Origin of the sequence: Winogradskyella psychrotolerans (assembly GCF_018860545.1) — a bacterium.
Taxonomy (GTDB): Bacteria; Bacteroidota; Bacteroidia; order Flavobacteriales; family Flavobacteriaceae; genus Winogradskyella; species Winogradskyella psychrotolerans_A.
In genome coordinates this window covers 581013-607522 of sequence record NZ_JAHKPN010000011.1, presented here as the reverse complement: position 1 = coordinate 607522, position 26510 = coordinate 581013, and the positions used below count along the sequence as shown (strand labels likewise).

The 26510-nt window shown below is 35.2% G+C and carries 14 protein-coding genes; 10 read left to right on the top strand and 4 right to left on the bottom strand.

Features of this window, described 5'->3' with window-relative positions; all coding sequences use genetic code 11:
* Nucleotides 1-20: 20 nt before the first annotated feature.
* From KO515_RS05965 to KO515_RS05950, 4 genes are all read right to left on the bottom strand, one after another.
* On the bottom strand, nt 21-2882 hold the full coding sequence (locus KO515_RS05965; protein WP_215935454.1) for an alpha-amylase family glycosyl hydrolase: 2862 nt from the start codon (nt 2880-2882) through the stop codon (nt 21-23).
* A gap of 70 nt (nt 2883-2952) precedes the next feature.
* Nucleotides 2953-4260: a SusE domain-containing protein gene (locus KO515_RS05960; RefSeq protein WP_215935453.1), complete on the bottom strand. Its 1308-nt coding sequence runs from the start codon at nt 4258-4260 to the stop codon at nt 2953-2955.
* Between the two features lie 17 nt (nt 4261-4277).
* Nucleotides 4278-5852, bottom strand: coding sequence for a RagB/SusD family nutrient uptake outer membrane protein (locus tag KO515_RS05955; protein ID WP_215935452.1), 1575 nt, complete (start codon nt 5850-5852; stop codon nt 4278-4280).
* Between the two features lie 13 nt (nt 5853-5865).
* Nucleotides 5866-8805 (bottom strand): SusC/RagA family TonB-linked outer membrane protein, encoded by a 2940-nt coding sequence (locus KO515_RS05950; RefSeq protein WP_215935451.1) that lies wholly within the window; start codon nt 8803-8805, stop codon nt 5866-5868.
* A 270-nt stretch (nt 8806-9075) separates the two neighbouring features.
* Here KO515_RS05950 and KO515_RS05945 point away from each other — a divergent pair, with 270 nt between their 5' ends.
* From KO515_RS05945 to KO515_RS05900, 10 genes are all read left to right on the top strand, one after another.
* Nucleotides 9076-10122, top strand: a complete 1047-nt coding sequence (locus KO515_RS05945) for a LacI family DNA-binding transcriptional regulator (RefSeq protein WP_215935450.1) — start codon at nt 9076-9078, stop codon at nt 10120-10122.
* Between the two features lie 133 nt (nt 10123-10255).
* Nucleotides 10256-11614: an MFS transporter gene (locus KO515_RS05940; RefSeq protein WP_215935449.1), complete on the top strand. Its 1359-nt coding sequence runs from the start codon at nt 10256-10258 to the stop codon at nt 11612-11614.
* Between the two features lie 4 nt (nt 11615-11618).
* Nucleotides 11619-12275 (top strand): beta-phosphoglucomutase, encoded by a 657-nt coding sequence (gene pgmB / locus KO515_RS05935; RefSeq protein WP_215935448.1) that lies wholly within the window; start codon nt 11619-11621, stop codon nt 12273-12275.
* A 45-nt stretch (nt 12276-12320) separates the two neighbouring features.
* A complete protein-coding gene (locus KO515_RS05930; protein ID WP_215935447.1) occupies nt 12321-14627 on the top strand; it encodes a glycoside hydrolase family 65 protein in 2307 nt (768 codons plus the stop codon).
* A 153-nt stretch (nt 14628-14780) separates the two neighbouring features.
* Complete coding sequence (locus KO515_RS05925; RefSeq protein ID WP_215935446.1) at nt 14781-16724, top strand: glycoside hydrolase family 13 protein; 1944 nt, start codon at nt 14781-14783, stop codon at nt 16722-16724.
* A gap of 1 nt (nt 16725) precedes the next feature.
* On the top strand, nt 16726-17715 hold the full coding sequence (locus KO515_RS05920; protein WP_215935445.1) for an alpha/beta hydrolase: 990 nt from the start codon (nt 16726-16728) through the stop codon (nt 17713-17715).
* Between the two features lie 120 nt (nt 17716-17835).
* Nucleotides 17836-20268, top strand: coding sequence for a TIM-barrel domain-containing protein (locus KO515_RS05915; RefSeq protein WP_215935444.1), 2433 nt, complete (start codon nt 17836-17838; stop codon nt 20266-20268).
* A 4-nt stretch (nt 20269-20272) separates the two neighbouring features.
* Nucleotides 20273-22153 carry an alpha-amylase family glycosyl hydrolase gene (locus tag KO515_RS05910; protein WP_215935443.1) on the top strand — a complete coding sequence of 627 codons (1881 nt, stop codon included), beginning with the start codon at nt 20273-20275 and terminating at the stop codon, nt 22151-22153.
* Between the two features lie 273 nt (nt 22154-22426).
* Nucleotides 22427-24103 carry an alpha-amylase family glycosyl hydrolase gene (locus KO515_RS05905; RefSeq protein ID WP_215935442.1) on the top strand — a complete coding sequence of 559 codons (1677 nt, stop codon included), beginning with the start codon at nt 22427-22429 and terminating at the stop codon, nt 24101-24103.
* A gap of 182 nt (nt 24104-24285) precedes the next feature.
* The gene (locus tag KO515_RS05900; RefSeq protein ID WP_215935441.1) at nt 24286-26406 is read left to right on the top strand and encodes a glycoside hydrolase family 97 protein; all 2121 of its coding nucleotides are present in this window, start codon (nt 24286-24288) and stop codon (nt 26404-26406) included.
* Nucleotides 26407-26510: the final 104 nt, after the last annotated feature.

Genomic DNA, 26510 nt, shown 5'->3' with positions numbered 1-26510 from the left:
TACTATAGAGATTTCACTAATTAAAGTTTTATTAGTTTCGTTGTTAATGTACGGTTATTATCATTTTGGACTTTAACCATATAGATACCAGAATTTAAAGACGAGACATTAAAAGTATCTACACTTGTAAAATTGCCTTTATATGACTTCACTAATTTTCCGGTTAAGTCGTAAACTTCAACATTTGAAACATTAGCGTTTATACTAAATGTTGTTTGTGAAGGATTCGGATAAATACTAAAACCTAATACGACTTCATTAGTAACACTAAGGACATCTGAAGCTTTATTTCCTAAGATTCTAAATTGACCGGCAGGTATTGTTATTGCTGAGGTAGAATTACTAACGGTTGTGTTTCCTGTTGCATCCATGAGATCATACCATGTTGAAGTAACACCAGTTGGGAAATTAGTGTCGATACTTTGTGACACCACATCAAAATTTGCAAGAATAATTACATTTTTTAATTGTGTTGCTGGTATAGAGTTATCAAAAATATCAATTCTTGGAGTCAAATTTCCAGAAGTGATTTCATAATCTCCTTCAAAAACAGGTTCATCAGTTTTAAGTTTGTGGAGTTTAGACCAATCTTCATAAATCTGAGCTCGTAACGCTTCTGTTAACCAGTTTTCTACCCATTGTGGTTGAGGTTTTGTATCTAATTTACAACCATCATTATTGTAGCTTCCATCGTTGCATGTGAAAATTGAGTTATCCATACCAAGTTCGCCGAAGTGCCAAATCATTTTTGGGCCTGGTACCATGGTAGAAACAGCTGCTAATGCAGACATTCTTGATAATGCAATATTTAAATCTTGAACATTATGAGCAGCATTGCTCGTATTGCCATAGGCAACGTTTTTATACATTAAACGTTCTTCATCATGGCTTTCAGGATAACCAACAACTCGAGGTCCATCAAAACCTGTATGCGCATTGTGGCCTATTCTATCAATGTTTTTATCTCCATCTTGGCCCATAGTTAATTCATTATATGGTTCTGTCATTTTTCCCCACATCATAACACCTTTACCTTCATCTAAACGATAGTTAGCCCATTCTTTTTCTTCTACATCTGAGCCTAAGTGTTCAAAAATTACGTAGTGATCTGAATCTATTGACCAAGAATAGTCAGCATATGCTTTTAATATGTCTACACGATCTTGCTGATAACTATTAGTGCAATTGTCGTTTCCAGCAGTACAGCTTTGTGTAAACCCTTTAGTTAAATCCCAACGGAACCCATCAATATTAAATTCATTTATCCAATATTCTACTGTACGTTCTACAAAATCTTGAGTTCTAACATTAGAATGATCAAAATCTTCTCCAACACTATAACTGTGTAATGCAATTTCATTAAAGTAAGGGTTCTCAGAACTTGGTGATCCCCAACCATCGCCATCAGGATCATCCATCCACATCCTAACCATAGGGTTTCTTCCAAAGGCATGATTAAATGCGATATCTAGAATTACGGCAATACCATTTTCATGGCAAACATCTACTAATTCTTTAAACTTATCCGCTGTACCATAGAATTTGTCTAATGCCATATGAAAAGAGGTGTTGTAGCCCCAACTTTCATTACCTTCAAATTCCATAACTGGCATTAATTGTATAGCATTAACATTAAGGTTTTTAAAGTAGTTGATTCGGTCTATGATGTCTTGGAAATTTCGGTTAGCATCGAAATCTCTAACTAATACTTCGTATATAATTAAATCTTCTTTACTTGGTTTATTGAAATCAGTTATTTGCCAATCGTACGCTGTTTGACCGGTTTCTAAAACCGTTACTTCTCGTTCTTGACCTACAGGATATGTAGGCAAGTTAGGATAGGTTGTTGCAGAAATATAAGGATCATCATAAGGGGATAAAACTAATGTTGAATACGGGTCTGCTGTTTTAACTAATGACGGTGAGTTAGCAAGAGGAGTTTTATCCACAACCCAATATTGATATGTTTCAATTTGTCCTGGAGTAAGATTTGTCAATTCTATCCAGAATTTATTGTTTCTAGTTGGGTCTTTTCTCATGGCATACGATGCGTCTGGTTGCCAATTGTTAAAACTTCCGGCGACGTATACAAAATCTTTTCCTGTAGCATATAATACTAGTACAGCTGTATTGTCATCTATGTAGGTAATTCCATCTTCGTAGGTTGTTGGCATTATGCCAATGTTAGTTCCTGGGTCTACAATGACATTGAACGATTTAGATATAACAGTCCCATTAAATTCGGCTGTTAATTCATAGTTTTTATTTGTGGTAATATTAGTATCCACAAAACTGTAATTATTAGTTGAAGCGTTGGTGTCTATTACAGAACCATCTGCTGTTAATGTATAACTTGCATTGCCGCCAATATTCGTAGCAGAAATGGTTAAATCTTCACCAGAATTTAAAATAGTAGTATCACTACTTGGAGATGTTAAGCTCACCTGAAATGTTCCTACTTCAAAAATAAAATCACTACATCCACTAGCTTTTAATTCTTCAGAGCCGTCTGCACTTCTAAATACCATGCCCATCTGAATAACATTTGCCGCCTGTACTGTTGTTAAGCTGTAGTAAGTCTCTGGTGTTATTGTAATACTAAATATGCCACCACCTTCATTAGTCATTTCTCCAATACCATCATCTGCGCCCCAGTTTCCAACAACGCTTATACCAAAAGCGTTAGATCCATCACCAACACCAGAGTGCATGTATACCTTAGATGGATTACTAAACCCATTACAATCAGTGTCGTTACTATTGATGTCTAAAGTGATTGTAATACTTTCATCTATTTCAAAAGGATTAGGTGTTATTGTAACTTGTGCGAAAGTAAATAACGATGCACTTATACATAAAAGTGCTAAGTAAATTTTTTTCATAAGTTTTTATATTTAAAAAAAAGGGCTGATAAAAATCAGCCCTTTTAGGATTTAAGGGAATGTTTTTTAATTATTGAATTTTATTCAACATATAAGTCCCATTAGCTGTGTCCATTTGTACTCGGTATAAACCAGCAGTAACTACAATATTGTCTCCACCTGCATCTAATGTACCATCAGCACCAGTATCACCAAAATCAGATGCCCAATCATTATTTAATCTAAATTTAATTTCACCATCTAATAAGGTTGCAATTTCACCAACATATAAATCTGGTTGAATTTGTGTCAATGCGAAATCAGGAGTAGCTCCCCAATCGTTATAACCAGATCCCACAATACCCCATACATCAGATTCTTCCATTGTGTATGTGTTATCTGTTAAATTAATTGAAATAGAATAGTGTCCTGCCGCAACAGTAATATTATCATTTGGAAATGAAGTGTCCCAGGCATTATTAAGTCTAAATTTCATTTCACCATCTAATAGTTTAACGTCTACTTTAAACATATCAGTAGTATAATCATAGTAAAATTTTGCATCTGGAGTCGCCCCCCAATCATTATAAGCATCACCCACAACTCCCCAAGAAAACTCTTCCATAGTGTATGTTGCCGCGGCTGTATTTAATGTGATTTTGTATGTACCTGCAGTAACGGTAATATTAGCACCACCAGCTTCTACTGTACCATCAGCATCATTATCACCAAGATCACTAGCCCAATCGTTGTTTTCTCTAAATTTAATTTCACCGTCAATTAACGTTACATAAGCCACATAAACATCGGCTTCAGTGGTGGTGTAGAACTGGCCATCTGAACCTGCACTTCCCCAATCATTATATCCTGATCCAACAACACCCCAAGTTGCTGGTTCAATATCAGAACCTCCACCTGTAGTTTCTTCTAATAAAGTCACATTTAGTTGTTGTACAGAGGTAAACATTTCTGTAGTAGATGAAGTATCCCCAGGATATGCACGAACTCTAAAGTTTAAAACTCCAGAATTAGGTGCTACAATTCCGTATTCTTCCGCTAATGTTTTTAGCGTACCTATAGAAACTTCAATTTGATTGTTAGCGTTAGATAATGCAGATACCATTGTTGCATCTGTAAAATCCCCTAATATTGAGGATTGTAATTCATAAGACACATTGGTTTGTACATCAAAATCGGCTTCGTTAAAAGAGAATATAGCACCAATATTACTGTTGGTAGTAGATTCCGCTGGTAATACATAGTCTGAAAGAAAAGTATTATTGAATTCAAAATCTCCCTGTGGAGCCGCAACAAAAGTTAAGTCGTCATCAGTTTCACAAGATGAAAAACTCAAAAGAAGTGTAAAGAAAATTGCGAGTGTTTTTATTTTATTTTTCATGTTTATTTAGTTTTTGTTTAATAGCCAGTGTTTTGAGTTAAATTTGGATTAGAAAGAATTGTATTCGAAGGAATAGGAAATAAATTCCTAAAATCTGAAACAGAAGTTCCATTTGCAGAATTTCCTTTAAAAGGCCATAGATAACTATTTGTAGTAAAGTAGTTGTATCTTACTAAGTCAGTTCTACGTTGTCCTTCCCAATAAAGTTCTCTCGCTCTTTCATCTAATACAAAGTCTAATGTGAGATCACCTGTTAAAATATTTCCAGACGTGTCACCATAAGCTCTTTCTCTAAGTTCATTGATTAAATTTACAGCTGTTGTGGTGTTTCCACTACCACCTCTTAAGGTTGCTTCAGCGTAATTAAGGTAAATTTCAGCAAGTCTAATTAAAGGTAAATCAATATCAGTAAAGTTTCCAGAGGCATCTTTACCTTGGTTTCCTTCAGAATCTATATTAGAGAATTTAGTAACAGCATAGCCATCAGTAAATGACGTAAGATCTGAAATTTCTAAACTTTGACCATCTGTGTAGAACATAGCTCGTGAATCTCCAGCTCCCATTTTATTAACCAAAGCACTTGTGGTTCTGTTGCCTCCCCAGCCACCATTAACACCAAAGGCGCTAGCATCCATGCTTCCACCAATGGCAGCATGCACTAAAAAGGTTGAACCACCATAAGTTTGGCTATTGATACCATCGAAGTTCGCCGTAAAAATAAATTCAATTTGTGAACCATTTGTATTGTTATCAGCTAAGAATAAATCGTCGTATGCAGAGCCATTATTATTAACATCGGTTGTATGAATACTGTAAGTAGAATTTATTACAGCTTCTGAATACGTTACCGCTTCATTGTATTTTGAGGTCGCTGTCCATACTTCTGCATTTAAATATAATTTAGAAAGTAATGCCCATGCCGCGACTTCGTCTACACGACCATATTCATTAGAACCACTACCAGCAAGATCATTTTGGATTTCCAATAATTCAGCTTCTATAAAGTTAAAGACTTCTTCACGAGTATTTTGTGAAGGTAATGATGTTTCAATTTGAGTGACTAATGGCACATCACCATATAAATCAATTAAGTTATAATACGCATAAGCTCTAATAAACCTAGCTTCTGCAATATATTCTATAACAACATCGTCACCTAAACCAGAGGCATTTTCAATAAACGAATTAGCAAATGATACCGATTGTGCTAAACGATTATACATGGCATCAGTAAAATCGTTACTAGACGTCCAGTACATGCCGTGTAAATCTTGTAAACCAGCATCACCCCATGCAACGACAGCATTGTCGGTTGTAAGTTCATTAAGGTTAAATAACATTCTGGTGAATTGAGAAAAACCTTCGTCTACGTTAGATATATCGGCTTGACCTGAAGGTCCTTGCTGACCGGTAAGTGCTAAACTTGCGTAAACTTTTGCAAGGGCACTTTTAGCTTCTTCTGCATTTGCAAATACATCCTCCTCTGTAAAACTATCTGGGTCAATAGGAGACTGATCTAAATCATCATGGCAACTAACAACAACAGTCATTATAGCCAGTGATAGGAATAATTTTTTAAATATATTTTTCATTTTTTATCTTTTTTTAAAAATCAAAATTAACACCTAAGACAAAAGACCTTGGTCTTGGGTAGAAACTATTATCGATACCACCTGAAATTTCTGGGTCAATTCCACTATAATCAGTGAAAAGAGCAACGTTCTGTAGTGAACCATAAAATCTTGCATCAATACCATTAAGGATTTCTCTAGCGTTATAACCTAACGTTATATTGTCTATTCTAAAAAATGATCCATCCTCTACAAAATGATCACTTAATGCATTGGTTTCTTCAACATTATAGAATCCAGTATTGTTAAAATCTGATACAATATTGCTTAGATAATCGTTTGTTGTTGGCACCACATTATTTAAGAACCCTTTTGAAGCATTATTATCATTATAAACATAGTTACCAATACTCGCTCTTGAGACCACAGCTAAATCCCAGTTTTTATACCTGAAATTTGTGTTAATACCCATGGTAACATCAGCAAGTGCGTCTTTATATAAGTACTTGTCAGCGTCGGTAATGATGTTGTCTCCATTTAAATCTGCGAAGGCACCTTCAATTGGTCTACCGTTAACATCATAAACTTGTTTGTAGACGTAATAGCTATATGGAGATTCTCCTTCACGATTAAGTTGTACTGTATTACCAGTGCCTGTAGAAATGCCTCCAGTTTGCTGATCGTCTGGTAAATTGGTTACCTCATTTTGATTAAAGGCTACATTGTAATTAATAGACCATTCAAAATCATCGGTTTGAACAGGAATCACATTTAAAGCAAACTCTAATCCTCTGTTTTCCATATCACCAATATTCGCTTGAATAGTGTTTGAGAAATTTGTGAAAGGATCTACAGTTGTCGTAGCAATTAAATCTTGAGTTTCTCTGATGTACGCATTAAATAAACCATTAATACGGCTATTAAAGAACGCAAAATCAATACCTATATTTAGCGTTCTACCAACTTCCCATTTAAGGTTTTCGTTAATCGCTTCTGGTCGATACGTTTGGTAAAAAGAGTTTCCAAATTGGTAATTAGCGGTGTCAGTACTTCCTGTATATCTAGTTAAGTAGAGATAATCACCTAAACCATTAACATTACCTATTTCACCATAACCGACTCTTAGTTTTAAATTGTTCATAATTGAACCATCCATAAATGATTCGTTTGAGATGTTCCAAGCCATCGCTAACGAAGGGAAGTATCCCCATTGATCATCAGGATTAAGTTTAGAAGAGGCATCAGCTCTTAAACTTGCTGTTAACAAGTAACGACCGTCAAAATCATAGTTTAAACGTCCAAAATAAGAGAGTAACACACTTTTACTCTTATCGATGAATTCAAATTCAGTACCGTCTTCTTCATTTTCACTATTATAACTATACCCTTCGTATTCGAAAGATTGATATGAATATCCAGCAACAGTTGTTAAATTGTGCTTATCATTAAAGGTATTGCTATATGTTAAGTAAGCATCTAATAACTTATTAGTAGATTCTTGTTGGTAGGTTGTGTATGAGCCATTCCAATCTGTATCTACAGATGATAAATACTGTGATGTTCTAGTTCTACCATGACTGTTAGACTTATCAAATCCTAAATTTACAGTCGCAGTAACTTCTTTTAAAAATGGTAAATTGTAATCCGCCTTAGCATTTCCTAAGAAACGTCTGTTTTCTGCTGTATCATCTACTAAATCTAATAATGCAACTGGGTTTGTAGGTGAAAGCGCAATTTGAGAATATCCCAGTGGAGCGGCAGAGTTCTCTTGTATCCAGCCAGAATAACCTCCAAAAGGAGAAGCGCTATCATATACCGGTTGTGTTGGGTCATAGACCACAGCACTACCAATGGCGCTACGATTAGCAAATTGATTTTCGGTATAACTTCCTTTAGCGTTTAATTCTATTTTTAAATCGTCATCTAATAATTTAGGCGAAAAACTTAATGATCCTGTAAGACGTTCAAAATTATCACCTTTAAGAATACCATCATAATTAGAGTAGGATGCAGATGCTCTCATTGGTACACCATAAGCACTACCTAAAGCACTAATGCTGTGGTCTTGTCCAAATGCAGCAGTATAAATCTCATCTTGCCAATCGGTGTTAGCATTTCCTAATAAGGATGCAGTTGTGGCATCAGCATTAGAATCTAAATTAATAATATTTCTAAATTCGTCAGCACTTAGGACATCTACTGTCTTAATGTAATTCTGTACAGTAGTTGAAGAACTTAGGTTAAATTGAAATTCTCTGTCTTTACCTTTTTTAGTTGTCACTATAATAACACCATTAGCACCTCGTGAACCGTAAATGGCTGCTGCAGAGGCATCTTTTAATACCGTAATGCTTTCAATATCATTAGGGTTAATTAAATTCAGAGGGTTACGTGTTCCTCCTATGCCATCATTATTAATAGGGACACCATCGATAACGTAAAGAGGAGAGCTTGTTAAGCTTAGAGATCCTGTTCCTCTAATTTTTATGTCTTGTCCTTCTCCTGGAGCACCACTGCCTGAAGTTACGGAAACACCAGCAATTTTACCACTAATAAGTTGTTGTGCAGAGACGATAGGACCATCATTAAAGTCTTTTTCAGTGACAAGATCAACTGTTCCTGTTAAATCTTCTTTTCTAACAGAACCATATCCAATTAAAACAACTTCATCTAATAGTGCAGCGTCTTCTTCTATGGCGATATCAATACTAGCTTGTCCTGTGAACTCAATTTCTTGAGTTGTATAACCAAGGTAAGAAATGACTAAAAATTCACCTTGATTTACTTCTAAGGTATATTTACCATCGAAATCCGTAGCGGTTCCTCTGGAAGTACCTTTAATAATAACATTTACACCTGGTAGAGGCATGGCGTTTGCTTTGTCTGTAACAGTACCCGTGACGGTAGATTGTGCCAGCAACGTTGCCGGCAGCATAATGAGACAGAATAGTAAAGCATTTAAAACTGTTTTCATAAAATGTTTTTAAATTAATTGCTTAGTTATTTGATTTATATTTTCACTTCTCGGGATAAATCTATGTAAATTTAGTGTGACTTAACATTAAAATAACATGACGAAAGTCACGAAAACGTTTGCGTGTTAAAAACTTTTAAATAAAAATGATATTATTAAGAAAATAATGGAAAAAATATAAGATTTATACTTTTTAGAAGTAATATTGGGATATTAATAATATTCCGAACTTAGTTCTTAACTTTATTAATTGCAAATTATTAGCGAGAAATGAGAAAAAAAATAACCTTAAAACAAATTGCTAGAGAATTAGATGTTTCAATATCTACGGTATCAAAAGCACTAAAAAATAGTAAGGAAATTAGTGCAGATACAATTCAAAAAGTACAGGCATTTGCTAAATTATATAATTATAGGCCAAATAACATAGCGTTAAGTCTTAAAAATAGAAAAACGAACACCATTGGGATCATAATTCCGGAAATAGTGCATCATTTTTTTTCCAAAGTTATTAGAGGTGTAGAGTTAGTGGCTAATCAAAGAGGATATAATGTTATTATAGGTTTGTCTAATGAATCTTTTTCTAAGGAGGTTATAAACATGGAAATGCTTGCCAATGGCAGTATTGATGGGTTTATTTTGTCAATGTCCAAAGAAACTTTATTACAGCAAGATTATCATCACTACAACGAAACTATGAATCAAGGGATGCCCATCGTTATGTTTGATAGAGTTGTCTCTGAAATTAAATGTGATAAGGTTATAGTTGATGATTTTAACGGTGCAAAAAATGCTGTACAGAAATTAATTTCAAACAAATGCGAGCATATAGCCCTAATCACAACTAGAGATTACGTTAGCGTTGGTAGGCTTAGGACCCAAGGGTATTTAGAAGCATTGGAAGACAATAATATAACACCCCAGGCAGAATTAATTCTAAAAATGGATGACACTTTAGATTATGAAGTTCATTTAGAGAAATTAGAAGGTGAAATTGAGCAACTTTTTAAGGCTCATAAGGAGATTGATGGTGTGTTTGCGGTTAATGAATTGTATGCGTTATCGGCTATGAAAGTCGCGAGAAGGATGGGACTAAATGTGCCAAATGATATACAGGTTATTGGGTTTACGGACGGAGTGCTTTCTAAGCATTCAACACCGAGTTTAACTACAGTTAGTCAACACGCACAGTTAATGGGTGAACGTGCAGCGGACCTATTAATTGATAAAATTGAAGCAGAATTTGAAATTGAAGAAGAACAGTTTCAAACTGTGGTAATTAACACCGAATTAGTAGAGCGAGAATCGACCAAATAAATTTTTTTCTTGTTGTTTTAAAATCTTTTATATCTTTGTACCATAATCGAAACTTATATTTTCACTTCTCAACGAAAATAAGTTTTGATAAGCTAAGCTTGTCAGAATAGTATTAACTCTAATATACTATTTCATGGAAAAGCGTAGAATGAGTTTCTGGCAAATCTGGAACATGAGTTTTGGATTTCTAGGAATACAGATGGGTTTCGCCCTTCAAAATGCCAACGCAAGTAGAATTCTTCAAATTTTCGGAGCTGATGTCCACGAGCTGTCATGGTTTTGGATTATTGCACCCTTAATGGGGTTAATTGTTCAACCTATAGTTGGTCATTACAGTGACAAAACTTGGGGAAAATTAGGCAGAAGAAAACCTTATTTTTTAGTTGGTGCTATTTTAGCGTCTATTGGTCTTGTGCTTATGCCACAAGCAGACATGTTTATTGCATTTTTACCAGCACTTTGGGTTGGAGCAGGAATGTTGATGATTATGGATGCGTCTTTTAATATTGCCATGGAGCCGTTTCGTGCTTTAGTTGGTGACAATCTAAGAACAGATCAACGCACCGCTGGATTTAGTATCCAAACAGCTTTAATCGGTTTTGGTGCCGTAATTGGGTCGTGGTTACCTTATGCTTTAACCAATTGGTTTGGTATTTCAAATGAAACAGTTGCAGGAGTAGTTCCTACCAATTTAATTTGGTCCTTTATTATTGGTGCGATTATTTTAATTGTATCCATTTTAGTAACAGTTATAACTACCAAAGAATATTCACCAGAAGAACTTAATAGTTTTGAAGATGAACATTTAGGTTCTAAAGTGTCAGTTAATGATGCAGAAAAGGAGTCTAGCTTGTTTGATATTTTTGAGGACTTCAAAAAAATGCCTGCTACGATGCGCCAATTAAGTTGGGTGCAATTCTTTTCTTGGTTTGGACTTTTTGGAATGTGGGTATTCGCAACACCAGCAATTGCACAACATATTTATGGTTTGCCTTATACGGATAGTAGTAGTTCTACATATCAAGATGCTGGAGATTGGATTGGTATTCTTTTTGGAGTGTATAACCTTGTTTCTGCATTTTTTGCTCTTGCACTACCTTATATAGCTAAGAAGATAGGAAGGAAAAATACACATGCTATCTCGTTAGTCATAGGTGGTCTAGGATTACTTTCTATTTACATTATGCCAGATAAAAACTGGCTTATCGTTTCTATGATAGGTATCGGAATTGCTTGGGCTAGTATTCTTGCAATGCCTTATGCTATTCTAGCAGGTTCTATCAGTCCAAAAAAGATGGGAGTTTACATGGGGATTTTTAATTTTTTTATTGTAATTCCTCAAATAATCAATGCCTTAATTGGCGGACCACTAGTGAAGTATGCTTATGGAAATCAAGCCATATTTGCGTTAATGATGAGTGGTCTTAGTTTTTTAATTGCAGCGGCACTAGTATCAAAAGTTAAAGATGTTGATGACGTTATTCAAAAATAAATAAATGAACAAAAAAGGATTCATATTCGATTTAGATGGTGTCATTGTAGATACTGCAAAATATCACTTTTTAGCATGGCAAAGACTGGCTAAAGATTTAGATATTGATTTTACGGAAGAAGAAAACGAACAATTAAAGGGAGTTAGCCGTGTACGCTCGTTAGAAAAAATATTGGCTTGGGGGAATAAAACCATATCCCAAGAGTTGTTTAACGAACTCATGGGGAAAAAAAACGAGGAATATTTAAGCTTTATCGCTGAGATGGACGACAACGAAATTTTACCTGATGTTCCTAGAGTTTTGAATCTTTTAAAAGAGATGGAACAACCGATTTCTTTAGGTTCAGCAAGTAAAAATGCACGAACAATTTTAAAACGCGTGAATTTACTATCTAGTTTCGATGCTATCGTAGATGGAAACGATGTCACTAAAGCAAAACCAGATCCTGAAGTGTTTTTAATCGCTGCAAAAGAGATTAATGTAAAGCCAGAAGATTGTATCGTCTTTGAAGATTCAGTGGCAGGTGTTACTGCTGCTAATACAGCAAATATGATTTCCATCGGAATAGGAAGCAAAGAGGTCTTAGGACATGCAACATATGTATTCAGTGATTTTACTGAAATTTCAGACGATTTTATAAAATCTCTGATAGAAAATTAATCAAAAATCAAACGTCTCAATTAGAGATTTTTAAACAATTTAATAATGAACCTAGATTACATCATCCCAAACAACTGGTCAATTTTAGAAGAAGGATTCGACCCAAATCAGGTTAAGGCATCAGAAAGTTTGTTCAGCATCGGAAATGGTGCGATGGGACAACGTGCTAATTTCGAAGAAAAGTATTCAGGGCCAACCTTTCAAGGTAGCTATATCGCTGGAGTTTACTATCCAGATAAAACCAGAGTGGGTTGGTGGAAAAATGGATATCCAGAATACTTTGCTAAAGTGTTAAATGCACCAAGTTGGATTGGTATAAACATCACTATCAATAACGAGCCACTCGATCTATTCGCTTGTAAAAACGTGAAAGACTTCCGTAGAGAATTAAACATGAAAGAAGGTTGGTTGTCTCGTAGTTTTATGGCAACACTTCAAAATGATATTGACGTTGAGGTTAAAACAAAACGTTTTTTAAGTTTAGATTTGGATGAAGTTGGTGCGATTCAATTTAATATTACATCTTTAAATTCGGATGCCGAAATTACTTTCGAACCGTATTTAGATTCAGGTATTACCAATGAAGATACCAATTGGGATGATAAGTTTTGGGATACTTTAAATGTCAGTCATGAGAATCATCAAGCCTTTATTCAGGCTAAAACTATGAAAACAGATTTTTATACCTGTACGTTTATGGAATCTGAGGTTTTTATTGATGGGAAATCTGTTTTAATAGAACCAGATTTTACTTCAGATGCCAATTTAGCGTCTTTTAAATATTCGTATAAGGTAAAGCAAAATGAGACCTATACCATTCACAAATTTGGTGGGTATACTGTAGATCGTGATCACGATAAAAATGAATTAGTGTCCGCTGCAAAAGCCACCTTAGTTAAAGCGAAAACAGCTGGCTTTTCAAAGTTATTAGACGATCAAAAGCAAGCTTGGGCCCAAATTTGGGACATGGCAGATATCACTATTGAAGGAGATGTCAAAGCACAACAAGGTATTCGGTTTAATATTTTCCACCTGAACCAAACGTATCTAGGTACTGATGAAACGTTGAACATCGGTCCAAAAGGATTTACTGGAGAAAAATACGGAGGAAGCACCTATTGGGATACCGAAGCCTATTGTATTCCATTTTACATGGCTACAAAAGACCAAAGTGTCGCTAGGAAATTATTGGCATACCGATATAATCATTTACCAAAAGCGATTGAAAATGCGGAGAAATTAGGCTTTACCAATGGAGCAGCATTATATCCAATGGTGACTATGAATGGTGAAGAATGCCATAACGAATGGGAAATTACCTTTGAAGAAATCCATAGAAATGGTGCCATAGCATTTGCCATTTTCAACTATTACAGATACACAGGTGACTTTAGTTATATTCCAGAAATGGGACTTGAAGTTTTAATCGGAATTGCACGTTTTTGGCATCAAAGAGCTAATTTCTCTTCCCATAAGAACAAATACATGATTCTTGGTGTTACAGGACCTAACGAATATGAAAACAACATCAACAATAATTGGTACACTAATTACATTGCTAAATGGTGTATCGATTATACCTTAGAAACGATTGAAAAAGTAAAAGAAGGTCATAGTAATGATTTTGAAAGAATTTCAGGGAAAACAAAAATCACACATGAAGAGTTAGCACTTTGGAAAGAAGTAGCTGATAACATGTATTTCCCATACTCGGAAGAACACAATATTTATCTTCAACAAGATGGTTTCTTAGATAAAGAATTAATTACAGTTGCCGATTTAGATAAATCACAACGCCCAATTAATCAGAAATGGTCTTGGGACAGAATTTTACGTTCACCTTATATTAAGCAAGCCGATTTACTTCAAGGCATGTATTTCTTTGAAGATCAATTTACAACCGAAGAACTAGAACGTCATTTCGATTTTTACGAACCATTCACAGTGCACGAAAGTTCATTGTCACCTTGTGTACATAGTATTCAGGCAGCGAAGTTAGATCGTATGGATCAGGCTTATACGTTTTATTTAAGAACATCGCGTTTAGATTTAGATGATTATAATCATGAAGTTCACGAAGGTTTACACATTACCTCAATGGCTGGTACTTGGATGAGTATCGTTGAAGGTTTCGGTGGCATGCGTATTAAAAATGATACCTTATCTTTTGAGCCTAAGATTCCAGAACAATGGGAAGGCTATTCATTTAAAGTGAATTTTAGACATCAAATTATCACCGTGAGTGTTAGTCAGAATAAAACACAATTTAAGCTTGAAGGCGATAAAGATTTAACCATTTTTGTGGATGGAAAAGAAGTGACTTTAAGTCCTAATAATATGGTCACTGTCTAATTTAACTGACCTTGCATGTTTTAAAACTTGCAAGGTCTAAAATAAAAAATAAATATCCTGCAAGACATGTACTGAACTTGATTCAGTATCTAACTTGTAGGTATTTGTTTAAGGTTGCAATAACGATTTGTTTCATTTTTTAAATAAATTACAATGAAAACGCTAAAACTAACCCTATTAACGCTACTAGTTGCAACCGTGTTTTCCTGTCAAGAAAGCTCATCTGAGGTAAAAGTGGTTTCAGAACCTGTAACTGAAATTCAAAACGATATCGAAAAAGTTGAGCCACCTCATTGGTGGATTGGCTTCAAAAATCAAAACCTTCAACTTTTAGTTAAGCATCCTAATATAGGAACGGCTACACCTAAAATGTCTTATCAAGGTGTTTCTATAATTAAAGTTCATAAAGCAGACAGTCCTAATTATCTCTTTCTAGATTTAGAGATTTCTGAAACGGCAAAAGCAGGGCAATTCAATATTAAATTCCAACATGAAGACGGTTCAGAATTAATTCAAACTTACGAACTAAAATCTCGTGAAAAACCGGCAGAAGATTACGTTGGTTTTGACAGTTCAGATGCCATTTATTTAATCACTCCTGATCGTTTTGCGAATGCCATTCCTCAAAATGATAGCGTAGAAGGATTACTTCAACAAGGCATAAATAGAACAGATAATTATGCAAGACATGGCGGAGATATTCAGGGCATCACTAATCATTTAGACTACATTGAAGATTTAGGATTTACTGCCGTATGGCCGTGTCCACTATTAATTAACGATATGCCAAGTGGATCCTATCATGGTTATGCGATGACCGATTTTTATAAAGTGGATCCACGTTTTGGAACTTTAGATGACTATCGAAATTTAGCCGATGATTTAAGGTCGCGAAATATGAAACTCATCATGGATCAAGTAGCCAATCATTGTGGTTTAGAACACTGGTGGATGAAAGATTTGCCATTTAAGGACTGGGTAAATTATCAAGAAAATTATGAGAAAAACAAAGATAATTGGAGTGGTAAAACAACCATAATTTCTAATCACAGACGAACGTCTAACCAAGATTTATACGCTTCTAAAAAGGATAATCAAGGCATGACAGATGGTTGGTTTGTTTCTGGTATGCCAGATTTAAATCAGCGCAACCCGTTTATGGCCAACTATATTATTCAAAATAGTATTTGGTGGGTAGAAACAATAGGACTTGGGGGCATTCGTCAAGATACCTATCCTTATCCAGATAAAGATTTCATGAGTCATTGGGCAGGTTCAATTATGGAAGAATACCCGAATTTTTCAATCGTAGGAGAAGAATGGAGTTATAATCCATTGTTAATTGGGTATTGGCAAGATGGTCATAAAAATGTAGATGGTTACGATTCTAACTTAAAGTCGACTATGGATTTTGCTATGCAAAAACATATAGTAGATGCCTTAAATGAAGAAGAGTCGTGGGACAAAGGTCTTGTTAAAATGTATGAAGGTTTGGCTAACGACTTTGCTTATACGTCGCCAAAAGCTATTATGGCATTTTTAGATAATCATGATAAAAGTCGTGTGTTTACAGAATTTAATGGTGATGTAGCGAACACCAAAATGGCGTTAAGTTATTTATTAATGCTACCAAGAATTCCACAAATTTATTACGGAACTGAAATCTTAATGGACGATTTTGATAATCCCGGAGACCATGGTTTAATAAGAACTGATTTCCCTGGCGGATGGGAAGGTGATACAATTAATGCTTTTACAGGGGAAGGACTTTCAGATGCTCAAAAAGAGATGCAATCTTTTCTCAAAAAAATACTGAATTACAGAAAAACGAGTGAAGCCATTCACAATGGAAAAACTATACATTTTGCACCACAAGATGGAGTTTATGTTTTGGCCAGGATTTTTGAAAATGAAACTATTGTTCATGTGATTAATAAAAATGAGAATCCGATAGAACTCAGTTTGGAACGGTTTGAAGAATTAGAACTCCAAGGAAAAACCTTAAAAAATATTATTTCCGATGAAGAAATAATTTGGGGTACAACATTAGAATTAAATCAAAAGGGAAGTGTAATTTTAACCACCAAAACTAATTAGAATGAGAATCGTATTATCATTTTTGCTGTATTGTTTGTTCATGGTTTCATGCAAAGAAGACACAAAAACTATTGAGGTCAATGACACTGAACCTGAAATTGTAGTGGCTAAACCAACTCCCAACTTTATACACGTAAAGAGTGCTTCTCTTTTTAAAGGAGATATTTTACGTGTTGATAGTTTTCCTTCAAAATATATTCAACCCAGAGCAGTAGATATTTGGATTCCTGAAAGTTATGTTGAAACTAAAAAATACGCCGTGTTGTACATGCATGATGGTCAGAATTTATTCGATGCTACCACCACTTGGAATAAGCAAGAATGGAAAGTAGATGAGTGGGCATCAAAGTTAATGGCCGAAGGAAGCGTAAAGGATTTTATCGTGGTTGGAATCCATAATATTCCTAAAATTCGCTGGCAAGATTTGTTTCCAGAAAAGGCATTTGAAATGTTAGATGAATCTGTTCAAGAAAACTTATTAAAGGAGGCTGTGAATGCTAATGCAGATTCAAAATTTAATGGTGATAACTATCTAAAATTTATTGTCGAAGAACTAAAACCCGCTATTGATAAATCCTATCCCGTAGCTACAGACAAGAACAATACGTTTGTAATGGGTTCTAGTATGGGAGGTCTAATGTCAATGTATGCCGTTTCAGAATATCCTGAAATTTTTGGTGGTGCAGCCTGTTTATCAACTCATTGGGTTGGTGCAGCACCAAGAGAAAATAACCCTTTTCCTGAAGCTATTTTTAAATACATGGAGGCCAACTTACCACAGGCTAGTTCTCATAAATTATATTTCGATTATGGTAACAAAACCTTAGACGAACATTATCCGCAATACGCACCACGAATTGATGCCATTTTAAAAGCCAAAGGCTATACAGATAAGGATTCTAAAAATTTATTTTTTGAAGGTACAGATCATTCTGAAAATTCGTGGAATAAACGATTAGATCAACCGTTAACATTTTTATTAGATAAGTAAAAACTAATTAAATTAATTAGACCTGATCTAGCAGGTTTTTAAAACCTAGCAGATCTAAAATAGTATCACAGAAACATATCCTGCAAGGTTTCCAAAATCTTGTAGGTATAAAAGCTAAATATGAAAACATATATTTTCTTAATCCTAAGTCTATTTTTCACGGTTTCAATTACGGCTCAAAATGTAGAAAGACAATTTATTGAAACTGCTAAACAAGACAACAATTTTGTTGTTATGGTAAATGACGGTATTTATATTTTTAGATTTTATAGTTCAGAAATTGTGGAAACAATTTTTCGACCTAAATGGGATAAAAATCCCTATGACACTATTTCGCATGCAGTAGTCAAAAAACCAAAATATTCAAATTACGAGGTAATAGAAAGTGTTCAAGATATTCAAGTGAAAACTTCTGGTGTGAACATTACCATCACCAAAACCCCATTTCAAATTTCCTATTATTACAAAGACAAACTAATCATTTCCGAAAAAGCAGGTTACGTTAAAAACGACAGTCTAGAAACTATAGAATTCAACCTTACAAAAGACGAGGTGCTTTACGGAGGAGGCGCAAGAGCTTTGGGTATGAATCGTCGTGGACATCGACTGCAACTCTACAACAGAGCACATTACGGTTACGAAACCCATAGTGAATTAATGAACTTTACCATGCCCATCGTATTATCCTCAAAACAATACATGATTCACTTTGACAACGCACCTATCGGCTTTTTAGACTTGGATAGCAAAGGAGATAATACGTTGAAGTACGAAACCATTTCAGGACGAAAAACATATCAAGTGATTGTCGGTGATTCTTGGTACGACATTACTAATAATTACACCGACTTAACTGGGAAGCAACCCATGTTACCACGTTGGGCTTTAGGGAATTTCTCAAGTCGTTTTGGCTACCATTCTCAGGAAGAAGTAGAAATGACCATTGCTAAATTCAAAGAAGAAGAAATTCCCGTGGATGCTATTATTCTCGATTTATATTGGTTCGGAAAAGACCTAAAAGGCACCATGGGAAATCTGGAAGTGTTTAGAGATTCGTTTCCAGATTTTGAAGGCATGGTAAAACGGCTAAATGATAAAGGTGTAAAAACCATTACGATTACTGAACCGTTTGTTTTAACCACGTCTAAAAAATGGGATGAAGCTGTTGAAAAAGATGTGTTGGCTAAAGATTCTGTTGGGAATCCGGCCAAATACGATTTCTATTTTGGTAACACCGGACTCATAGATATTTACAAACCCGAAGGCGAACAGTGGTTCTGGAATATTTATAAAGACATCGCCAATATGGGAGTTGCAGGCATTTGGGGAGATTTAGGAGAACCCGAAGTGCATCCAAGTTGGGTACAACATCACACAGGTTCTGCAGACGAAGTTCATAATATCTACGGTCACGATTGGGCACGGTTAATTCACGAAGGTTATCAGCGTGATTTCCTAAATACAAGACCCTTCATTTTAATGCGTGCAGGTTATTCGGGCTCGCAACGCTATGGTATGATTCCATGGTCTGGCGACGTGAATAGAACTTGGGGTGGTTTACAATCTCAACCAGAAATTGCCCTACAAATGGGCATGCAAGGATTAGCTTATATGCATTCGGATTTAGGTGGATTTGCAGGAGATAATTTAGATGATGAATTGTATGTACGTTGGTTGCAATACGGTGTGTTCAACCCGATTTTTAGACCACATGCTCAAGAAGATGTGCCAAGTGAGCCTGTTTTTAGAAACGAGAAAGCAAAAGCTTTAGCTAAAGAAGCGATTGAGTTGCGTTATAAATTGCTGCCCTACAATTACAATTTGGTTTATGAAAATAACCAATTCGGGAAACCGTTGATGCGACCATTATTTTTTGAAGAATCTGATAATCCTGAATTATTCAATTACTCAAAAACCTATTTATGGGGAAATGATATTTTGGTATCACCTGTTTTGGAAGCTGGTAAAAAAGAGCAGGAGGTTTATTTTCCAAAGGATAATGTGTGGTTTGATTTTTATACTGATAAAAAGATTGAAGGCGGACAAACAAAAACGGTTCAACTAAAAGAAAATTCTATTCCGACGTATGTTAGAGCTGGTGCATTTATTCCAATGGCTAAATCGATGCAAACGACATCAGATTATAAAAATAATGATATGGATTTGCACTATTATCATGACTCAACTGTGCAAGGAGGAGAAAGAGATATTTATCTAGATGATGGAAAAACCTCAAATGTATTTCAAAAAAACGCGTTTGAAATATTAGAATTCGAATCTGAATTTAATAGAAATAATCTAGAATTGAAACTGGATTACAAAGAGGAATATGATTTTCAAATTAATAAAGAAAATGGTTCTGGTATTATTTTAAAATCTGGAAATAAATCAGTTGAAGTAGTGGTTCACAACATCCTAAAAGAACCAAAAAATATTAAAGTAGACGGTAAAAAAGTTGAAGTAAACTGGAATTCAGAAACCAAAACTTTAAATATTCCTATAGCATGGAAAGCTTCAACTGAAAAAGAAATCAAAATCAAATTAAAAAAATAATGCAATGCATATAAAAAATCTTATCTTAATTGTTTTAGTTTTTATGGTGTTTGTGGGTTGTAAAAACGACATAAAAGAGTTGCCTAAATCAAAAGAAATTATACCAGAAATGAAGAAAAAAGAAGTCGTTTATCAAGTTTTTACACGTTTATTCGGAAACACCAATACTACAAATAAACCTTGGGGAACTTTGGAAGAAAACGGTGTTGGTAAATTCAATGATTTCACAGACAAAGCCTTAAACGAAATCAAGGACTTAGGTGTAACACATATTTGGTATACAGGAGTGCCGCATCACGATGTCATTACAGATTATACCGAATTTGGCATTTCTAACGATGACCCTGATATCGTAAAAGGTCGTGCAGGTTCACCATATGCGGTTAAGGATTATTATAATGTGAATCCAGATTTAGCAGTCAATGTAGACAACCGATTAGAAGAGTTTGAAGCCTTAATTGAGCGTTCTCACAACGCAGGTTTAAATGTCATTATAGATATCGTTCCTAATCACGTCGCTCGTAATTACCATAGTATCACTAATCCGGAAGGAACTACCGATTTTGGAGCAGAAGATGATAAAACAAAAACCTACGACGTTAATAACAATTTTTACTACAATCCGGGTGAAGCCTTTAAAGTACCAGAATGGAAGAATGGCTACCAACCTTTAGGTGGAGAACAGCATCCAATGGCAGATAGTAAGTTTGAAGAAATTCCTGCAAAATGGACAGGAAATGGCTCGCGAGCATCGCAACCAGATATTAACGATTGGTACGAAACGGTAAAAGTTAATTATGGAGTAAGTCCTGACGGAAGAAAAGATTTTGACGAGTTACCAGAAGGTTTTGATAATGAAGATTACAAAAAGCACTTTGAATTCTGGAAAGATAAAACCGTTCCAAGTTCTTGGATGAAATTCAAGGATATCGCGTTGTATTGGACGGCTAAAGGTGTGGATGGTTTCCGTTATGATATGGCAGAAATGGTGCCAGTTGAATTTTGGAGTTATATGAATTCAGCTATAAAAATGGAAAATCCAGATGCCTTTTTATTAGCTGAGGTGTACAATCCAAGCTTGTACCGCGATTATATCAGAAAAGGAAAAATGGATTATCTCTACGATAAAGTTCAGTTATACGACACTTTAAAACACGTGATGCAAGGGCATGGAAGTACAGATAATGTGCCACCAATTTTAGATGATTTACGGGATATTGAGCACAATATGCTTCATTTCTTAGAAAATCATGATGAGCAACGTATTGCAAGTCCAGACTTTGCTGGAAACGCAGTTAAAGGAAAACCTGCCATGGTGGTTTCTGCAACGTCATCAACAGCACCAACCATGATTTATTTCGGTCAAGAGTTCGGTGAGCCAGGCGCTGAAGATTTAGGATTTGGAGATCCAACAAGAACGTCTATTTTCGATTATGGCTCAGTGCCAAGTCAGGTGCGTTGGGTTAACGATAAAAAGTTTGATGGCGGCCAATTAACTGAAGCCGAAAAAGAACTTCGTGATTTTTACAAACGCCTGTTGAATTTCACCATCAATAGTTCGGCTTTAATGGGCGACTATCAAGATATTCAGCATTACAACCAACAACATACGGAATGGTATAATGATAAAGTGTTATCATTTGTCCGTTGGAGTGCTGATGAAAAACTGATTATTATTTCAAATTTCAATGCAGAAAACACCTATGGCTTCGAATTGCAATTACCTGAAGATTTAGTTCCGAAATTAGAACTTCAAGACGGAGACTATGAGGTAAAGGACCAATTGTATAATCAATATACGTCAACCTTAAAAGTTGAAAACGGTAAAGCAGAAGTCAGAATAGATCTTAAACCTCTAGAGTCGTTTATATTAAAAATTAAATAAAGTCTTAGCAGGTTCTAGTCCTCGGAGGTTTAAAAAACCTTGCAGGACGTACGATAATAAAATAAGAAATAAGCAATCGTCACTTCGTGTGAATTTGTAAAGTATGAGCAAATTTGTATCGAGAAGTCATTAAGAAAACATACAAGATTTTTTAGGTTGTGAAAAGCTGAGAGGTCTAATATATTATCCAACCTGTAAGATTTCAAAACCCTTGTAGGTTTTAAAAAGTTGATTTAACCAAAAAAGATCCCTAATTATGTGGGCAAAATACATATGAAAAAACTATTTTTATTAACCTTAATCCTAATCACTTTGAGTTGTAAAAACACCGATACGGAACAAAAGGTTGCAGTTGCAGAGCCAAAACACACTATTGAAACACCTTTTGTTTGGGAAGGTGCTAACCTTTATTTTTTATTAACGGATCGGTTTAATAACGGAGATACGTCTAATGATGTTAATTTCGATAGAACCAAAGAAACAGGAAAGTTAAGAGGTTTTAAAGGAGGAGACATAAAAGGGATTACTCAAAAGGTAAAGGAAGGATACTTTACCGATTTAGGTATCAATGCCATTTGGATGACACCAATTGTTGAACAAATCCACGGAGGTACTGATGAAGGTACAGGAGTGACTTATGGTTTTCATGGCTATTGGACTAAAGATTGGACAGTGATTGATCCCAACTTTGGAACCAAAGCAGATTTACATGAATTGGTGAAAGAAGCACATGCTAAAGGTATTAGAATTGTATTAGATGCCGTTATCAATCATACAGGACCTGTAACTAATAATGATCCGGTTTGGCCAGAAGAATGGGTGAGAACAGATAAACAATGTTCTTACGATAATTATGAAAATACAGTAAGTTGTACCTTAGTTGCTAATCTTCCAGATATTAGAACGGAAAGTAATGCCAATGTAGACTTACCACCACAATTAGTAGAAAAATGGAAAGCAGAGGGTCGTTACGAACAAGAAGTAAAAGAACTCGATGCATTTTTTGAAAGAACTGGTCACCCAAGAGCACCTCGTTTTTACATCATGAAATGGCTAACGGATTACATCACAGAATTTGGGGTTGATGGTTACAGAGTAGATACGGTAAAACATGTAGAAGAATATGTTTGGACGGAATTTAAAGTGGAATGTGATTTTGCCTTTGCCGAATACAAAAAGAACAATCCTGAACAAGTATTGGATGATAACAATTTTTATCTGCTTGGTGAAGTCTATAATTATGGAGTTAGTACAGGTCAGGAATTTGATTTTGGGGACAGAAAAGTCAATTATTTTGATCCACCAAGTTTTCAAAGTTTAATTAATTTTGAATTTAAATACAACTCAAAAGACAAAGGTTATGAAGATTTATTCACGCATTATAATGCCATTTTACATGATGAATTAAAAGGTTACGGCACCGTAAACTATTTAAGCTCGCATGATGATGGTCAACCTTTTGATGCCCAAAGAAAAAAACCATTTGAAACGGCTAATAAACTATTGTTGTCACCAGGAACGTCTCAAGTGTATTATGGAGATGAATCATCGCGTTCACTTGTTGTGCCAGGAACAGAAGGTGATGCGACGTTGCGTTCTATGATGAATTGGGATTCTATTGCCAAACGAAAAAGACCAAAAGAAGTCTTATCGCATTGGCAAAAATTAGGTCAATTTAGAGCTAAGCATCCTGCAATTGGTGCAGGAACCCATCAAATGATAACTGAACAACCATATTACTTCAATAGAAGCTACGAAAACGAAGATTTTAAAGATAAAGTCGTTATAGGTTTAGATCTTGAAAAAGGTAAAAAAGTAATCGATGTCTCTAAAGTTTTTGAAGAACGCGTCATGCTCCGTGATGCCTATTCTGGAGAAATAGCAACCGTAGAAAATGGAACAGTTACTTTAAATACAGAGTTTGAAATCATTCTATTAGAAAGACAATAGTGAATATAATAGCCTACAAGGTTTCAAAAACCGTGTAGGTGTAAACTACAGACCTAGCAGGTTTTTCAAACCTAGCAGGTCTAATATAAAAATGAATAAATAAGCTAAATTTAACCTATTAGGTTTTGACTTCGACGACGCTCAGTCATCGCAAAATCTAATAGGACTAAAAATATATATACATGAAAATCTACATTTCAATTTTAGTAATGGCATTAGCATTAGTCTCATGCAATTCCGAAGAAAAACAAACCACAGAAATCAAATCACCTAACGAAAAAGTGATAGTAGATTTTAATGTTAATAAAGAAGGTCAACCCTATTATCTCGTGAAATTCAATAACAAAACGGTTGTTGACACCTCTTATTTAGGTTTCGAATTTAAAGATGCACCAGCCTTTAATAAGAATTTTAGTATTAAAAATACAAGTACATCAACGTTTAACGAAACTTGGCAAATGCCTTGGGGAGAGCAGATAGATGTGTTCAATAATTACAACGAATTAAAGATTGAACTCGAAGAAACTTCTGAACAAAACCGACAACTAAATATCGTTTTTAAAGTGTACGATGATGGTATCGGATTTCGATATGAATTCCCTGAACAACCCAACTTAAAAGGCGATGTTTTTATTACAGAAGAACATACCGAATTTAATCTGACTGAAGATTATAAAACCTTTTGGATTCCTGGCGATTGGGATATCTACGAACATTTATACAACACCTCGAAGTTGTCTGAAATTGACGCTTTACAATTCGCTAACCATGAAAATTTAGCCCAAACTTATATTCCTGAAAATGCCGTGAATACACCTGTAACGATGGTTGGTTCTGATGGCACACATTTAAGTTTTCATGAAGCCGCTTTAGTAGATTATTCGGGCATGACCTTAAAGGTTGATATCGAAAATTTAAACTTAGTTAGTAACCTTGTAGGTTCAGAAAATACCGATTATAAAGTGAAACGTACCATGCCATTTAATACACCTTGGCGTACGATTCAAATTGCAGACAATGCACCAGATTTAATTGAATCTAAACTCATCGTTAATTTAAACGAACCGAATAAACTAGGTGATGTGTCTTGGTTTAAACCTATGAAATATACAGGTGTTTGGTGGGAAATGCACTTAGGTAAATCTTCTTGGGATTATGGCATGACTCAAGATATGAGTACTTGGACAGACGGAGGGACCTCTAATGGCACCCATGGCGCCAATACCGAAAACGTAAAGCGATTTATAGATTTTTCAGCAAAAAATAATATGGGCGGTGTGTTAGTTGAAGGCTGGAATACCGGTTGGGAACATTGGATTGGTTTTGAAGACCGCGAAGGTGTTTTCGATTTTGTAACTACCTATCCGGATTATGATATTGATGAAGTAGTCCGTTACGGAAAGGAAAAAGGAGTTGATATTATTATGCATCACGAAACGTCTGCAGCTACTGAAACTTACACCAAGCAACAAGATACCGCTTTTGCATTGATGCAGAAGTACGGGATGCATACGGTTAAAACAGGTTATGTGGGTAAAATTCTTCCAAAAGGGGAGTATCACCATGGCCAATATATGGTGAATCATTATAATAATACCGTTGAAAAAGCAGCGAAATATGAAGTGGCTATTAATGCTCACGAACCTATTAAAGCTACAGGTTTAAGACGTACGTATCCTAATACAATTTCGAGAGAAGGGTTAAGAGGGCAAGAATTTAACGCTTGGGCAAATGATGGCGGTAATCCACCAGAGCATTTACCGATTGTAGCCTTTACAAGAATGTTATCAGGACCAATAGATTTTACACCAGGTATTTTCAATATAAAATTTGACGAGTACAAAAAAGACAATCAAGTCAACACCACGATTGCACAACAATTAGCCTTGTATGTGGTGATTTATAGTCCAGTACAAATGGCTGCGGATTTAGTAGAGCATTATGAGGCAAACCCTGAACCACTTCAGTTTATTAAAGCTGTTGGTGTCGATTGGGAAACTACTAAAGTACTCAACGGCGAAGTAGGCGATTATGTAACCATTGCTAGAAAAGAACGTGAAACAGGCAATTGGTTTGTTGGAGGTATCACCGATGAAAATGCAAGAACCTTAGATATAGATTTCAACTTTTTAGATGAGAACCAAGACTACGAAGTGATTATCTACAAAGATGGCGAAAACGCGCATTGGGATAACAATCCATTAGATATTTCTATTGAAAAAATTGAAGTTAAAAAGGGTTCGACATTAAGCGTACAATTAGCCGAAGGTGGTGGATTTGCAATTAGTCTTATGAAAAAGTAATTTGAAATCGGAGCTATACTGTTGTTCAATATTTTAATCGTTTTGTAGTGTAACTAACGCTCTCATTAGAGGCTTTTTTGCTTCATAATTTTAGAATTTTAACT